The organism is Pseudomonadota bacterium (genome assembly GCA_039815145.1).
In the GTDB taxonomy this organism is placed as follows: Bacteria; Pseudomonadota; Gammaproteobacteria; order Steroidobacterales; family JBCBZW01; genus JBCBZW01.
On the sequence record JBCBZW010000011.1, the window covers coordinates 30,571 to 46,076 of the forward strand.

At 66.0% G+C, this 15,506-nt stretch carries 15 protein-coding genes; 12 read left to right on the forward strand and 3 right to left on the reverse strand.

Annotated elements, in window-relative coordinates:
- Positions 1-63 precede the first annotated feature (63 nt).
- From AAF184_05145 to AAF184_05155, 3 genes are all read left to right on the forward strand, one after another.
- Positions 64-918, forward strand: a complete 855-nt coding sequence (locus AAF184_05145) for a class I SAM-dependent methyltransferase (protein MEO0421697.1) — start codon at positions 64-66, stop codon at positions 916-918.
- A 125-nt stretch (positions 919-1,043) separates the two neighbouring features.
- Positions 1,044-1,952 carry an adenylate/guanylate cyclase domain-containing protein gene (locus AAF184_05150; GenBank protein MEO0421698.1) on the forward strand — a complete coding sequence of 303 codons (909 nt, stop codon included), beginning with the start codon at positions 1,044-1,046 and terminating at the stop codon, positions 1,950-1,952.
- A 50-nt stretch (positions 1,953-2,002) separates the two neighbouring features.
- Complete coding sequence (locus tag AAF184_05155) at positions 2,003-2,305, forward strand: hypothetical protein (GenBank protein ID MEO0421699.1); 303 nt, start codon at positions 2,003-2,005, stop codon at positions 2,303-2,305.
- Between the two features lie 37 nt (positions 2,306-2,342).
- Here AAF184_05155 and phaP read toward each other — a convergent pair whose 3' ends face one another.
- Positions 2,343-2,876, reverse strand: a complete 534-nt coding sequence (phaP, locus tag AAF184_05160; GenBank protein MEO0421700.1) for a TIGR01841 family phasin — start codon at positions 2,874-2,876, stop codon at positions 2,343-2,345.
- Positions 2,877-3,021: 145 nt separating this feature from the next.
- On the opposite strand from phaP, the gene AAF184_05165 reads away from it, so the two are divergent.
- From AAF184_05165 to pstB, 9 genes are all read left to right on the forward strand, one after another.
- On the forward strand, positions 3,022-5,001 hold the full coding sequence (locus AAF184_05165; protein MEO0421701.1) for an ATP-dependent DNA helicase: 1,980 nt from the start codon (positions 3,022-3,024) through the stop codon (positions 4,999-5,001).
- A complete protein-coding gene (tsaB, locus tag AAF184_05170) occupies positions 4,998-5,699 on the forward strand; it encodes a tRNA (adenosine(37)-N6)-threonylcarbamoyltransferase complex dimerization subunit type 1 TsaB (GenBank protein ID MEO0421702.1) in 702 nt (233 codons plus the stop codon). Before AAF184_05165 ends, tsaB begins: the two co-directional genes overlap by 4 nt.
- A 78-nt stretch (positions 5,700-5,777) precedes the next feature.
- Positions 5,778-6,473: a phosphate regulon transcriptional regulator PhoB gene (gene phoB, locus AAF184_05175; protein ID MEO0421703.1), complete on the forward strand. Its 696-nt coding sequence runs from the start codon at positions 5,778-5,780 to the stop codon at positions 6,471-6,473.
- An 18-nt stretch (positions 6,474-6,491) separates the two neighbouring features.
- Positions 6,492-7,838 (forward strand): phosphate regulon sensor histidine kinase PhoR, encoded by a 1,347-nt coding sequence (gene phoR / locus AAF184_05180; GenBank protein MEO0421704.1) that lies wholly within the window; start codon positions 6,492-6,494, stop codon positions 7,836-7,838.
- Between the two features lie 172 nt (positions 7,839-8,010).
- Positions 8,011-8,796 (forward strand): phosphate signaling complex protein PhoU, encoded by a 786-nt coding sequence (gene phoU, locus AAF184_05185; protein ID MEO0421705.1) that lies wholly within the window; start codon positions 8,011-8,013, stop codon positions 8,794-8,796.
- 117 nt (positions 8,797-8,913) lie between these two features.
- Complete coding sequence (locus tag AAF184_05190) at positions 8,914-9,939, forward strand: substrate-binding domain-containing protein (GenBank protein MEO0421706.1); 1,026 nt, start codon at positions 8,914-8,916, stop codon at positions 9,937-9,939.
- Positions 9,939-11,309 (forward strand): phosphate ABC transporter permease subunit PstC, encoded by a 1,371-nt coding sequence (gene pstC / locus AAF184_05195; protein ID MEO0421707.1) that lies wholly within the window; start codon positions 9,939-9,941, stop codon positions 11,307-11,309. Before AAF184_05190 ends, pstC begins: the two co-directional genes overlap by 1 nt.
- Entirely contained in the window at positions 11,302-12,645 is a 1,344-nt protein-coding gene (gene pstA, locus AAF184_05200; GenBank protein MEO0421708.1) for a phosphate ABC transporter permease PstA, read from the forward strand. The genes pstC and pstA overlap by 8 nt, the downstream gene beginning before the upstream one ends.
- A gap of 3 nt (positions 12,646-12,648) precedes the next feature.
- Complete coding sequence (gene pstB, locus AAF184_05205; GenBank protein ID MEO0421709.1) at positions 12,649-13,467, forward strand: phosphate ABC transporter ATP-binding protein PstB; 819 nt, start codon at positions 12,649-12,651, stop codon at positions 13,465-13,467.
- 3 nt (positions 13,468-13,470) lie between these two features.
- Here pstB and dapE read toward each other — a convergent pair whose 3' ends face one another.
- Positions 13,471-14,643, reverse strand: coding sequence for a succinyl-diaminopimelate desuccinylase (gene dapE, locus AAF184_05210; protein MEO0421710.1), 1,173 nt, complete (start codon positions 14,641-14,643; stop codon positions 13,471-13,473).
- On the reverse strand, positions 14,640-15,461 hold the full coding sequence (gene dapD, locus AAF184_05215) for a 2,3,4,5-tetrahydropyridine-2,6-dicarboxylate N-succinyltransferase (protein ID MEO0421711.1): 822 nt from the start codon (positions 15,459-15,461) through the stop codon (positions 14,640-14,642). The genes dapE and dapD overlap by 4 nt, the downstream gene beginning before the upstream one ends.
- Between the last annotated feature and the right edge of the window lie 45 nt (positions 15,462-15,506).

A 15,506-nucleotide genomic window follows, 5' to 3' on the forward strand; every position in this document is an offset into this window, starting at 1 on the left:
GTCGTTCCGGTACCGTGCGGCCCGCTCAGGTTGCGGGGCGCCTTTCTACTCTTAAGGACCAAGATGGCGAAGAAAGACCGTAAGAAAGGGAAGGCGGACAAGCCGGCCAAGAAAGCGGGCAAGAAGGCGACCCTCGCCAGCCAAGCGGATCGGCATGTGCTTTACGAGAAGTCCGTGCAGAGCCCGGAGGATGAGATCGATCTGATTCGCCAGTTCTACGCCAACCACCGCAAGGTGAAGCCGCGCGTGCTACGCGAAGATTTCTGCGGCACGGCCACGCTCACCTGTGAGTGGATCAAGGCCAACCCCAAGCATCGCGGTATCGGCGTCGACTTCGACCGTGAAGTGCTCGATTGGGGACGCGAGAACAACGTCGGCAAGCTCACGGCTAAGCAAGCCGATCGGATAGAGCTGATCGAGGCCGACGTGCTCAAGGTCGAGACCGATCCGGCCGACATCCTGGTGGCCTTCAACTTCAGCTACTGGACCTTCCAGACCCGCGAGCGGATGTTGGCGTACTTCCGCCGGGCCCTCGCGTCGCTGAGCGACGACGGCCTGATGCTGCTCGACTTCTACGGTGGCCCCGACGCGTTCACCGAATGTGTGGAGAAGACCAAGCACGAGGGCTTCACCTACGTCTGGGAGCAGGCCAACTACGACCCGCTTTCCGGCAGCGTCGACTGCTTCATCCACTTCCACTTCCCGGATCGCTCCAAGATGGAGCCGGCCTTCTCGTACCGCTGGCGGCTGTGGACGCTGCCGGAGCTGCGCGACGTGATCATGGAGGCGGGCTTCAGCGACATCACCGTGTACTGGGAGCAGGCTGACGATGAGGGTGAAGGCACCGGCGAGTACGAGGCCGTCGAGAAGGGCGAGGCGGACCCGGCGTGGATCGTGTACGTGGTTGCCGAGCCCTAGGGTGGCAGATCGCTCTCCCCCTAGGGTGGCAGATCGCTCTCCCTTGACTACGTGGCGGCCCACACGCACCCTAAGCGGGTTAGCCACCACGCGGCCCGGGTCCTCGGTTTCCGGTCGAAAGTAGCATGCCCCAGCGGAGCGCCTCCCTCGCCGTAGTTTTCGCCGACGTCGTCGGCAGCACTCGCCTGTACGAGCAGCTGGGCGACGCCAGGGCCCGCGACACGGTCGCCCGATGCATCGAGGTCATGACCAAGGCCACCCAGCTGCACGGCGGCCGAGTGGTCAAGACCATGGGCGATGAGGTGCTCGCCACCTTCGCCAGTTCCGCCGCCGCCGTTGAAGCCTCCTGTCGCATGCAGATGATGATCAAGGAGGACATGCGCGGTGCGGGCGTGCCCGTAGACATCCGAATCGGCCTGCACTACGGCCCGGTCATGGAGGAGGAAGACGACGTCTTCGGCACCACCGTGCACACGGCCAATCGCATGACCAGTCAGGCCAAGGCGCAGCAGATCATCACCACGGGCGCCACCGTGGATACCCTCCCAGCCAACCTCCAGGGCGCGACGCGCCAGATCGACTTCGCCAAGGTGAAGGGGCGCAGCGACGGCATCGCCCTGTTCGAGGTGTTGTGGCAGCGAGATGACAACACCGCGATGTTGCCCACTATCGAGGGCATGGTCGGTGAGACCAGCGCAAAGCGCCTGGTGCTCCGCTACCAGGGGCAGGAGTTCGTCGTTGGAGAGTCCGCCACCCAGGCCACCCTCGGTCGCGCTGAGGACAGCGATCTGGTGGTGAAGGACACGCTGATCTCGCGCGCCCACGCCCGCGTGGAGTACGAGCGCGGTCGATTCACGCTGTACGACGAAAGTACCAACGGCACCTGCGTGATCACCGAGGACGGCGAGGAACTCTACATCCGCCGTGATCACGTGCAGATCAAGGGGCGGGGCATCATCGGCTTGGGCCGGGTGGCACGCCGCGACACGATTCACACGCTCAGCTTCGAGTTGCTCGAAGACAGCAGCGATTGAAGCTCGCGTGGTGGCCGTTGGCCTCACGCGCACGGGGGCGCTGAGAGACCATGAAGATAAAACTTGAAGTCGATGTTGAGGCGTCGGAGATGCGCGAGTTGGTGGGCTTGCCCGACGTGTCGGGCCTGCAATCGGACGTGCTGAAGGCCGTTGGCTCGCGGGTCAACGCCGCCGCTAAGAGCGCCGATCCCCTCGCCCTGCTGAAGGCGATGGTGCCTCCAGGACTTCAGTCGGTCGTCGACTGGCCGGGACTTCTGCAACGAGCGATGCAGGAGGGGATGGCCGAGGTCGAGATCGACCCCTCCAATCGCAAGGGCGCCGAACCGACCGGAGACGGTTCGACGCGCGACTGAGGGCTGGCCCAAGGGGCGCCAGCCCGCGCGGGATCGCTTAAGCCTTGGCGGTAACTTCGGCGACGGCTGCCTCGGCCGCTTCGGCCACCTGGCTAGCCGCTTCGCTGGCCGCCTCGGTCACCTCGTCAGCGACAGACTGCAGCGTGGACTTGTTGGAGAATTCCTCGCGCACGGCGGCCGTCATCTTGGCCTGGGTGTTGCCCAGGATGCCGATGGTGGTGCGCACGTCGTTGACCACGCGGGTGCGGGTCTGCGGCAGCATCGACACCTGCTCGTTCACGAGCGTGCTGAGCGAGCCAGCCTGAGCGGCGAGCTGCAGGCGCTGAGCGCTCTCATCCACGATGCCTTCGACCACTTGCACCTGATGGCGCACGAGTTGGTCGATGCCGTCGTGGGCAACTTCGTTGATCTTCAGGCCGGCGCTACCGATGCGCTGGGTGGGACCTTTGGCGCTGGCCACCAGGCCAGCGGTACGGTTCAGGGCGCCGCGAACGCGCACCACGGAACCGCGAGTGAGCCGCATCGGGGCGGACATGGCCTTCTGCAGTGCCGTTTCGGTGTTCTCGGTCATGGCTTCCTCGTCGTTTGGTTGATAATAGGGCGTTGCAAGAGCACCGTTTGATGCGCCGCAACAGGACGTAAAGTTATGGGTTTTGCTGCGCTGTGTCAAGAGCTCGAAATATAAAATTCTGTCGTTGCTTTGGCGGCCCGTCGACGTGAGCGTCGATCAGGTCGCCCAGGCGTTCGCCGCGGGCGGAGCCCTCGCCCAGACCGTCGAAAACTACGCACCACGCGAAGAACAGCGGGAAATGGCGCTCGCCGTCGCCGACGCGATGGCCAGCGGCGAGAACCTCGTGGTGGAGGCGGGCACAGGTACCGGCAAGACATTCGCGTATCTGGTGCCGGCCTTGCTCAGCGGTAAGCGCGTGGCGATCTCCACCGGCACGCGCGCCCTCCAGGATCAGCTTTTCTCCCGCGACCTGCCGACCGTGGCGAGGGCCATCGGTGTGCCGGTGGAGGTGGCGATGCTCAAGGGCCGCAGCAATTACCTCTGTCGTCATCGCTTGCCGCAGGCCGTGGACCGGGGCGCGGAGGGGGCGGCCCTGGCGAGAATTCGGGAGTGGGGTTGGCGCACCCGTACGGGCGATATCGCCGAGGTGGAGGACGTCCCCGAGGAGTCGCCGATCTGGGCTCAGGTGACCTCGACTGCTGACAACTGTCTCGGCAGCCGCTGCGGCAAGTTCTCGGACTGTCACGTCGCCCAGGCGCGACGTCGAGCGGGCGGAGCAGGGGTGGTCATCGTCAACCATCACCTGTTGCTCGCGGACCTTGCCTTGCGCGACGGCGGGTTCGGCGAATTGCTGCCGGACATCGATGTGGTGGTGGTGGATGAGGCGCACCAGCTGCCGCAGATCGCTGCCCAGCAGTTCGGTCGCAGCTTCGGTTCGGCCCAACTCGTGGCGTGGGTGGGGGACTTCACCGACGAGGTGACGCGCACCGCAAACGCGACGCCGCGCCTCGCGAGCCTGCGCAAGGACTTGGAGAATCGCGCGGCCGGTGTGCGCAGCGCCCTGGGCCAGGAGACCCGTCGCCTCGCCTGGGATGATCTCGGTGAGCGCGCCACCGCGCCTCTGAATCAAGCCTTGGACGAGATGGCCGAGCACCTGACAACGCTGGCGCTGGCGCTGGAGGAATTGGCGGACGACGAGCCCTCGAGCGATCACCTCGCCCGCCGCGCCCGCCAGCTCGGCAGTTTCCTGCAGGACTTCCTGGCCGCCGGCGACGCCAGCGCCCAAGCGGTAACAGACCCGGCGGATGCGCTGCTGCGATGGGTGGATGTGCACCGCCACCACTTTTCCCTGCACCTGACGCCGGTGGAGGCCGCAACGGCCCTCGGTGCATCGCTGCAGGCCCGGCGCTGCGCCTGGGTGATGACCTCGGCCACGCTGGCGGTGGAAAAGGACTTTCGCCACTACCTGGAACGCATCGGCCTCGATGCGCAGACGAAGACACTGCAGCTGACGAGCCCCTTCGACTACCAGCGAAACTGCCAGGTCTACCTGCCGGACGGCTTGCCGGACCCGAGTTCGACGGGGTACGTGCAACAGGCCTGCGCCGCTGCCCTGCCACTGCTCGCCGCCAACCCCGGCGGCAGCTTCGCTCTGTTCACCAGCCACCGGGCCTTGGAGGCTGCCCGGCGTTGGCTGGACGGTCGCCTCGACCGGCTCCTGCTGGTACAGGGCGATGCGCCGCGCTCGATCCTCCTGGAGCGCTTCCGTGCCGACGGACGAGCTGTGTTGCTGGGCACGAACAGCTTCTGGGAGGGCGTGGATGTGCGGGGGCCGGCGCTGTCCCTGGTGGTGATCGACAAGCTGCCCTTCGCGTCGCCGGGTGAACCATTGTTGAAGGCGCGCCTGGATTGGCTGAAGGAGCAGGGTCGCTCGGGATTTCGTGACCATCTGTTGCCGAACGCCGTTATTGCCCTCAAGCAGGGCGTGGGACGGCTGATCCGTGATCACGAGGACCGCGGCGTATTGATGCTCTGCGATCCGCGCCTGCGCACGCGCGGTTATGGCAAGCGGTTCTTGCGCAGTCTGCCCACGATGACCACCACGTCCGAGGCGCAGGAGGCGATGGCGTTCCTGTGCGGTGTGGCGTCGACGTCCGTCGAGTCGCTACCGGAGGCATCGTCGTGAGGTTGCTGGCCATCGACACGGCGACTGACGCGTGCACCGTGGCCCTGGCGGTGGGCGATCAGGTGCGATGTGAGCAAACCCATGAGCCCCGCGTCCATGCACAGCAGCTGCTCGCCATGGTCGACCGACTCCTGCGCGAGGCGCAGCAGCCCCTGGGGGGACTCGACGGGATCGTGATCGGCGTCGGCCCTGGCAGCTTCACCGGCGTGAGAATCGGTTGCAGCGTCGCCCAGGGGTTGGCCCTCGCCGGCGACCTGGCGGTGCTGCCCGTCTCGAGCCTGGCCACGGTCGCCGCGCAGTTCGTTCCCCATCGGTTCGCCCAGGACAGCGCCCCGCGCGCGGTCGCGCGGGTGATCGTGGCCCAGGACGCGCGCATGGGCGAGGTCTACTGGGGGGCCTACGACGCCGACGAGGCGCATGTAGTGAAGACCCGCGTGAGCGACCGTGCGGACCCGCCCGAGGCCATGCTCGAGCAGGCGAAGGCGCTGAGCGCGGAGGGAAAACCCTTGCTGCTGGCGGGGACGGGCGCGCAGGCCCACCCGCGCCTGCGGGAGTTGCTGCGAGCGCACGATAATGGCCTGTCCGCGCTGCCCAGCGCCCGCGACGCCCTGGCCCTGGGCGCGCGCGATCTACTGCACGGCCCCGGCGGAGTGCCCCCGGAGCAGGCGCTACCGGTATACTTCCGCCCGCCGGTGTAGTGGGCGCGCACGGGGCGCGCTGCCGCCGGGCCACTTTCACCGTAGGCAACGCGCCGGACCCTGAGGAGGGACTCGCCAGTGGGTGACCAGCACATTCTGATCGTCGAAGACGAGCAGGCTATCCGAGAGATGACGGCGTTCGGCTTGCGCCGGGCGGGCTTCGACGTGGCCCAAGCGGAAGACTGCCGCGGCGCCAGGTCGATGATCGCGGACAAGCAACCGGACCTGATCCTGCTGGACTGGATGTTGCCCGAGATGAGTGGACTTAAGTTCGTTCGTAGTCTCAAGAAGGACTCGAAGACCAGCGATATCCCCGTGATCATGCTGACGGCTCGTAGCCAAGAAGAAGATAAGGTTAAAGGGCTCGATAGCGGGGCTGATGATTACATCACCAAGCCGTTCTCGGCCCGGGAGCTCAATGCGCGTGTGCGGGCGCTTCTGCGTCGGGCGGCACCCGCCGGTGATGCCGAGGTGCTCAAGGCCGAGTCCCTGGAGTTGGATCTCCCCGGTCACCGCGTCACGGTGGATGGAAAGCAAGTTCAGCTGGGCCCCACCGAGTTCAAGCTGCTCAAGTTCTTCATGAGTCACCAGGATCGGGTCTACAGTCGCACGCAATTGCTCGACCGCGTTTGGGGTGGCAACGTCTACGTGGAGGAGCGTACCGTCGACGTGCACATTCGGCGCCTGCGCAAGGCCTTGTCGGAGCACGGCTGTGACAGCTTCATTCAGACGGTGCGCGGCGCAGGCTACCGTTTCTCCGTGAAGACCGAGTAGCCCCCAGCGGCGCCACCCATGACGCCGGTGCGCTTCTGGATCCTCGCCACCCTACGCGTGCTCGCCGTGCTTGGCGTGCTCGCCCTGTTCGGCTCCCTTATCGGCTACCCGGTGACGTCTGTCATCGTAGGCATCGCCCTCTACACGAGCTGGCATCTGGTGCAGCTGAAGCGCCTCACGCGCTGGCTTCAGCGCCAACAGGCTGATCTCGAGGAAGTGCCGGACGCGGTCGGATTGTGGGGCGAGCTGGCGGCGCAGTTGCGTGGCCTGGTGTACCGCGATCGACGGCGCGAGCGACGCTTCGAGACGATGCTGCGCGAGTACCAGGAGTCCACGGCGGCGATGCCCGATGCGTCCGTGGTGCTCAACGAGAGTCGCGAGATTCTGTGGATGAACGAGGCGGCCTCCCGCCTGCTCGGCCTCGACGGTGAGCGGGACATCGGTCAGCGCGTTGACAACCTCATCAGGCGACCGGAGTTCGCCAGTTACCTCACCCAGGAAGATGTGCGCGAGCCCTTGGAGATCGCTTCGCCCATCAACAAGAAGACCAAGCTCGCCGTGCACATCGTGCCCTTCGGTACGGGGCGGCGCTTGCTCATGTTCCGTGACAACACCCGCCTGCATCAATTGGAGAAGGTGCGGCGGAAGTTCGTCGCCAACGCCTCCCACGAGCTGCGCAGCCCGCTTACCGTGATCACCGGTTACCTCGAGCAGATGAGCGACGATCCGGAGCAGTCCGCCGAGTGGGACGTGCCCCTGGGAGAGATGCAGCGCCAGGCCAGGCGCATGGCCGCGATCATCGACGACCTGCTCGAACTGTCCCGTCTGGAATCGTCGGCGCGACCCGCACGGCTCGAACCCGTCAACCTTGCCGCCATGCTGAGGGACGTCGTTTCCGAGGCGGCCTCGCACGCGGCGGAGCCCCCGAAGATCAAGCTCTCCCTGGAGTCGGATCAACGGATCCTCGGTGAAGAGCATGAGCTGCACAGCGTCTTTGCCAACCTCGTGATCAATGCCGTCAAGTACACCCCCAGCGATGGTCGGATCAACGTGCGTTGGCGAGTGGTCGACGGCGTTGGCGAACTCATCGTGGAAGACACGGGGATCGGTATCGCACCGGAACATGTCATCCGGCTTACAGAGCGCTTCTACCGGGTCGACAAGGGGCGCGCTCGACAGGCAGGGGGGACGGGGCTTGGCTTGGCGATCGCCAAGTACGCCCTGCAGCGCCACGATGCGACGCTCGAGGTGGAGAGCGCGCTCGGCGAGGGCTCGCGGTTTACCTGTCGCTTTCCGTCGCGGCGAGTGGGCCCCGCAGCGCCTTCCGAGGAGGCCTCACGGTCGGCCGTCGCCGCCGCTGACTGACGTCTTAGGGAACTCTTCCCGTTGCCACAAGTCCGTAACACTGTTCAACTTATTATTAGTCGGGACTTGAATTCTTCCTCACGATCGTTTGCACTCTTCAGGTGAGGTGACGAAGAAGCAACCCACCGGCGGCTGCCTTGGCGGCCCCGAATTGAAGGCAAAAGGGTGAAGCGTGGATCAGCAAGATCTAGGGCATCACATCTCGCGCCAGTTCGACGAAGACCTTTCTGCACTGCGGCATCGCGTGTTGCACATGGGAGGCATGGTCGAAGCTCAAGTTGAGCGTTCCCTGCGCGCGCTATCCGACGGCGACGAGCGTCTCGCGGCCGAGGTGTGCGCGGACGATCGCAAAATAAACCGCATGGAAGTGGTTTTGGACGAGGAATGCAGGCGCATTCTGGCCTTGCGCCAGCCCGCCGCCAGCGACCTCCGTCTGGTCGTCGCCACCCTCAAGACGGTGACCGATCTCGAGCGCATCGGCGACGAAGCGCAGAAGATCAGCGAAGCGGCGGCCCGCCTGAGCGAGATCGATCGCAACGGCCCGGTCTTCGATCGACTGCAGTCCCTCGGCCGCCAGGTCATGACCATGGTGTCGGGCGTTCTCGACGCGTTCGCCAGACTCGACGCGCGTCATGCGATCTCAATTGCGCGAATGGATAGTGCGATCGATGCGCAACACTTCACTATTCGAGAGGATGCGACGGCGGCGATGATGGAATTGCCCGCCGCCGTGCCGATGCACTTGGATGCCATTTGGGCGTCGCGCTCCCTAGAGCGCATCGGCGACCACGTCCACAACGTCTGCGAGCATGTGATCTTCATGGTGTACGGCCAGGACGTGCGCCATAGCGAGCTCGCCGACCTCGACCTGGCGCTCGCCGCCAGCGGCGCGGGCGACGATCCAAGCGTCGACGGCCCGCCCCAGGGTTCCCGACAGAGCCCTTTGCCCACCGCCTGAAACACAAGCTTTATCTGACCACTATAAACTTGCTCCGATTCGACCGGGCGGGGTCCGGTGCGTTGTGTCGTCGAGGAGCTGATGCTGCTTCAAGCCAGGCTGTTGATCGCGTCCGTCATGTTGGCGGCGCTGCCGCTCATGGTGGGCTGCGGCTCCGGGCAGGGCGTGCGGGAGCACATCCATATCGTGGGGTCCTCCACCGTCTATCCGTTCTCGACGGTGGTGGCGGAGCAGTTCGGCCAGAAGACGCCGTTCCCGACGCCGCTCATCGAGAGCACGGGCTCGGGCGGTGGTATCAAGCTGTTCTGCGCTGGACTCGGCTTTCAACACCCCGACGTGGTGAATTCCTCTCGTCGCATCAAAGCCTCCGAGGTGGCCGCGTGCGAGCGTCATGCCGTCGATGACATTGTCGAGGTGAACATAGGCTACGACGGGATCGTCATGGGCCTCTCCCGGGCCAATCCCCCGCCGGCCCTGACCCGCGCGCACATCTTTCTGGCGCTCGCCAAGCAGGTGCCCGACGGTGATGGGCTCATCGACAACCCTCATCGGTTCTGGAGCGACATCGATCCGGCCTTGCCGAACTGGGAGATCCAAGTATTCGGTCCGCCGCCGACCTCGGGCACGCGAGACGCCTTTGTCGAACTCGCGATGGAGGATGGCTGCAAGCACTCCGCTGGATGGATCGCAGCGCTTGCCCACACGGACGAGCGTCGCTTTCGTGTCCTCTGCCACGCGATGCGCGAAGACGGGCACTTCGTGGAAGCTGGCGAAAACGACAATTTGATCGTGAAGAAGCTGAACGCCAATCCGCAGGCGCTCGGTATCTTCGGCTTCAGCTCCCTCGACCAGAATCTCGATCAGGTGCAGGCGGCCCCGGTGGACGGGGTCACCCCCACCTTCGCCAACATCGCCAACCGCAGCTACCCCGTCTCCCGGCCGCTCTACTTCTACGTCAAGAAGCGCCACGTGCGCCTGGTGCCCGGCTTGCGCGAGTTCCTCGCCGAGTTCACCGGTGAGGATGCGAGTGGCGAGTTCGGCTATCTCTCCTATCGCGGGCTCATTCCCCTGGCCGATGGGCACCGCCGCGATGTGGCCCAGCGGGCCGCTGACCTGACACCGCTACGACTGCCCGAGTCGTGATGATTCTGTTCCTGCTCCTGGTCGGCTTAGGGATCGCTGCCTATCGGATAGGTTCGCAGCGTGCCGTGAGCGCTGTCGGCGGCCTCGATAAGGTCCGCCAGCTGCACTCTCGACCCGGCTACTACGGCGCCCTCACGGCCCTGTGGTGCGTGCTGCCGGCGCTGCTGGTGGCCGTTATCTGGACGACGCTACAGCCCGTGTTGCTGGACTCCCTGTTGATCGACAGCCTACCCGCCACCGCCCCCCAACTCAGTGCTGACGAGCGCAGCGCCCTCGCCGCCAACGTCCGCCAGCTGGCGCAGGGGCGGGAGGTCTTCGCCGAGGTGACACCGGCCATGGCGGCGGCGGCGGCCGACTATGCGAGTTGGCAACGCCTCGGACAGATCGCCTTGCTCGTCACCGTGCTCGGTCTGGCCACCTTCTTCGGTTGGCTCGTGGTGCAGCGGATCAACCCGCAGCTGCGCGCCCGTAACCGCGTCGAGCAAGTCGTGCAGGGCCTGCTCATCGCAAGCTCCTCGGTGGCGGTCTTCACCACCTTGGGGATCGTGCTGTCAGTCCTGCTCGAGGCCCTGCGTTTCTTCCAGGCCGTGCCCCTGACGGAGTTCTTGTTCGGTCTGGAATGGTGGCCGAGTCGGGAGGGCCAGGACGGTGAGTCGGGGTCCTTCGGGGCGATCCCGCTCTTTGCGGGCACCCTGCTGATTTCCATCATCGCTCTCGCCGTGGCGGTGCCCGTCGGCCTCATGTCCGCCATCTACCTCGCCGAGTACGCGACGCCCCGGATGCGGGCCGTGGCCAAACCTCTGCTCGAGATCCTCGCCGGCATCCCCACCGTGGTCTACGGCTTCTTTGCAGCCCTCACCGTGGCCCCCTTCATTCGCGACGTGGGCATGAGCGTCGGCTTGCCCGTCGCCTCGGAGAGCGCGCTGGCGGCGGGGCTCGTGATGGGCATCATGATCATTCCCTTCGTCTCCTCCCTCTCGGACGATGTGATCTCCGCCGTGCCCCAGGGCATGCGCGACGGCTCCCTCGGGCTCGGCGCCACGAGCTCCGAGACCGTCGTGCGCGTGGTGCTGCCCGCCGCCCTGCCAGGGGTGGTGGCCAGCGTGCTGCTGGCCGCCTCACGGGCGATCGGCGAGACCATGATCGTGGTAATGGCGGCTGGCCTGGTCGCAAACCTGTCAGCCAACCCCCTGGAAGCCGTCACCACCGTGACCGTGCAGATCGTCACCCTGCTGGTGGGGGATCAGGAGTTCGACAGCCCGAAGACCCTCGCCGCCTTCGCCCTCGGGCTCGTGCTGTTCATCGTCACCTTGCTGCTGAACGTGGTGGCCCTGCAGGTCGTGCGCCGATACCGGGAGCAGTATGAGTAGCTCCACCGTAGAGCCGACCGGCGTCACCGCCCGCCCGGCGGGCGGGATCGAGGGGCTGCTCGATCCGCAAGAAGCGGCGCGTCGTGTGCAGGCGCGGCTCGCCAAGCGTCATCGTGCAGAGAAGATGTTCCGCTTGGCTGGGGTAGCATCGCTAACGGTAGGGTTAGGCTTTCTGGTCATCTTGTTGAGCAGTGTCGTCTACCAGGGCTTGCCCGCGTTCACGCAGACCCACATGGCGCTCGATATCCGCTTCGATGCCGAATTACTGGCACCGGGCGGTGACGCCTCGGCCGATGCGCTGGCGCAGGCCGCTTACGGGCGCCTCGTCCGAGACGCCCTCGATCGTGTTTTCCCCGATGAGTCTCGTCGAGATCGGCGCAACCTCTATCGTCTGGTCTCGATGGGGGCCACCTACCGCGTACGCGACTACCTGCTGAGTCATCCGCAGGCGCTCGGCACTGAACGCCGCTTTTGGCTACCGGCGGACGAGGAGGTCGATCTGCTCGTCAAGGGCTACGTCGATCGCGACGATGCCGCCACGCCCAGCCGCCTGTCGACCAAGGAACTTGCCTGGGTGGACGAACTGCAGGCGCAGGGGCGCATCAAGCGACGCTTCAATCTGGCGCTGTTCAGCCGCGGGGATTCGCGCAACCCGGAACTCGCCGGAATCCTGGGGGCGACGGTGGGATCGGCGCTGACCCTGCTGGTGACCTTGCTGGTGTCGTTTCCGGTCGGCGTGGCCGCGGCGATCTACCTGGAGGAGTTCGCACCGAAGAACCGCATCACCGATGTCATCGAGGTGAACATCAACAACCTCGCGGCGGTGCCGTCGATCGTCTTCGGTCTCCTGGGCCTGGCGCTCTTCATCGATCTGTTCGGCCTACCGCGCTCCGCGCCCCTGGTCGGCGGCCTGGTGCTCTCCCTGATGACCTTGCCCACGATCATCATCTCCAGTCGCGCGGCCCTGAAGACCGTACCGCCCTCGATCCGAGATGCGGCGCTCGGCTTGGGCGCCTCGAGGACGCAGGTCGTCACCCACCACGTTCTGCCGTTGGCCATGCCCGGCATGCTCACGGGGACGATCATCGGCATGGCCCGCGCCCTCGGCGAGACAGCGCCACTGTTGATGATCGGCATGGTAGCGTTCGTGGTGGATGTGCCGGGCAGCCTGACCGATCCGTCGACGGTGCTGCCGGTACAGATATACCTCTGGGCCGACAGCCCGGAGCGGGCATTCGTCGAGCGAACCTCCGCCGCCATCATGGTATTGCTGGTCTTCTTGATCACGATGAACGGCCTGGCGGTGTACCTGCGCCGGCGCTTTGAGCGGAGCTGAATGATGCTGGACTCGGTTAACCAGGACGCACTGGAAACCGGTACGGTCGGTACGCCGACCCTGCGCGATCCCTGGATCTCCGCCAAGAACGTCAACGTGTGGTACGGCGATAAGCACGCGATCAAGAACGTGACCCTCGATATCGGGCGGCACCAGGTCATCGCCATGATCGGTCCCTCAGGCTGCGGCAAGTCGACCCTCCTGCGCTGCCTCAATCGCATGAACGACACGATTGAGGGGTGTCGCGTGGAGGGGGACATCCGCCTCGACGGCCACGATGTGTACGACAGGACGGTGGACCCGGTGGCCCTGCGGGCGCGGATCGGTATCGTCTTTCAAAAACCCAACCCCTTTCCTAAGTCCATCTACGAGAACGTCGCCTATGGGCCGCGGATCCACGGCCTTGCCAGCGGCCGGGCCGAACTCGACGAGATCGTGCACACCAGCCTCGAGAAGGCCGGCTTGCTGGACGAGGTGAAGGATCGGCTGGACTCACCGGGCACCGGGCTCTCCGGCGGCCAGCAGCAGCGCCTGTGCATCGCCCGCGCGATCGCCGTGAGCCCCGAGGTGATCTTGATGGACGAGCCGTGCTCCGCCCTCGACCCGATCGCCACCGCGCGGATCGAAGATCTGATGGACGAGCTACGCCAGAACTACACCATCGCCATCGTGACCCACTCGATGCAGCAGGCCGCCCGCGTGTCCCAGCGAACGGCCTACTTCCATTTAGGCCACCTGGTGGAGGTGGGGGAGACGGATCGGGTCTTTACCAATCCTCTGCACAAGCTAACCGAGGACTACATCACCGGCCGCTTCGGCTGAGCGTCAGCCGATCAGGGTCTCGATAAGATCCAGGTAGATGGCGGTGAGCCGACCGATGTCCTGCACGTCGATGTGCTCATCGATCTGGTGAATACTGGCGTTCACCGGCCCCAGCTCTACTACCTCGATGCCGGCAGGCGCGATGAAGCGTCCATCGGAGGTGCCGCCGCCCGTGTCCATCGTGGGCGCCGTGCCCGTGTGCCTGGGAAGCACCTCGCGCACCGCGTCCGCGAGCGCACCGGCCTTGCTCAGGAAGGGGGGCGACGGCGGGTCGTCCCACGTGAGCTCGACGCGGTCACCCAAGCCGTGGCGACCCAGCGTCTCCAGCACGCGCCGCTGCAGGGCATCGACCGTGGACTCGGTGCTGTGGCGGAAGTTGAACACCACATCCAGGTGGCCGGGGATGACGTTGCTGGCGCCCGTGCCAGCCTGCGCCTGTGCGATCTGAAAGCTGGTTGGCGGGAAGTACTCGTTGCCCTCGTCCCAGCGCGTGGCGACGAGTTCGGCCAACGCCGGTGCCGCCTCGTGGATAGGGTTGAGCGCCTTGTGGGGGTAGGCCACGTGACCTTGCTTGCCGATCACGCGCAGGCGTCCGGTCAGCGAGCCCCGCCGGCCCACACGCACGATGTCGCCCAGCGCGCCCTGGGAGGAGGGCTCGCCGATCACGCACCAATCGATGCGTTGGTCGCGCGCTTGCAAGGCCTCGATGACGCGGCGGGTGCCGTCGCGGGCCGGGCCTTCCTCGTCGCTGGTGAGCAGAATCGCCAGGCGGCCGCGGCCCGAGGTGCGGGCGATCCAGGCCTCGAAGGCTGTCACCATGGCGGCAACGCCGGACTTCATGTCGGCTGCGCCCCGTCCGTAGAGCTTGCCCTCGCGCACGGTCGGCTCGAAGGGCGGGCTGGTCCAGCGCTCCAGGGGGCCGGTGGGTACCACGTCCGTGTGGCCGGCAAAGCACAGGACGGGGGCATCCGCCGGCGTGTCCGCGCCGCCGGGGTGCAGGGCCCACAGGTTGCTGACCTCGCCGAAGGGCATGTCCTCGACCTCGAAGCCAAGGGCACGCAGGCGTTCGGCGATCGATGCCTGGCAGCCCGCGTCCTGCGGCGTGACCGACGCACGGGCGATGAGCTCGCAGGTAAGGGCGAAGGCCGCGTCTTGCAGGGCGGACGAACTGCTCATGTCGTGCGCAGCAGCTCGTTGAGGCCCACCTTGGCGCGGGTCTTCGCATCTACGCGCTTGACGATCACCGCGCAGGCGAGGGCATAGCGGCCATCCTCCGCGGGCAGGGACCCGGGCACCACCACCGCGCCGGGCGGCACTTCGCCGTAGCTCACCTCGTCGCGCTCGCGGTCGTAGATGCGGGTGCTCGCACCGATGAATACGCCCATGGCGATCACCGCCCCCTGGCGCACTCGCACGCCCTCGACGACCTCCGAGCGCGCGCCGATGAAGCAATCGTCCTCGATGATGGTCGGTGCCGCCTGCAGGGGTTCCAAGACACCGCCGATACCGGCGCCTCCTGACAGATGCACGTTGCGGCCGATCTGCGCGCAGGAACCGACCGTCGCCCAGGTGTCGATCATGGACCCTGCGCCCACGTAGGCGCCGAGGTTGACGTAGCTGGGCATGAGCACGACATCGGGCCCCACGTAGGCGCCGCGTCGCACTACGGCTTGCGGCACGACCCGTACCGCTTCCTGGCGAAAGCGGCCCTCGTCGTAGTCTTCGTACTTCAGGGGCACCTTGTCGTAGTAGCGACTCACACCATCGTCGCTCACCGCGTTGTCGCGCAGGCGGAAGGACAGCAACACCGCCTTCTTCAGCCATTCGTTAACCCGCCAACCCTCGTCCACCGGTTCGGCCACGCGCAGACTGCCCTCATCGAGCCCGTCGAATACCGATTCCACGGCTTCCACCAGGGCGGGATCTGCGTTGGCAGGCGTGATGTCCCCGCGCCGTTCAAAGGCATCTTCGATCAGCTGTCGCTGTGCTTCCATTAGCAGTTTTCCTAGGCTTTGAGTGTTCGTGATGCGGCGCCTCGC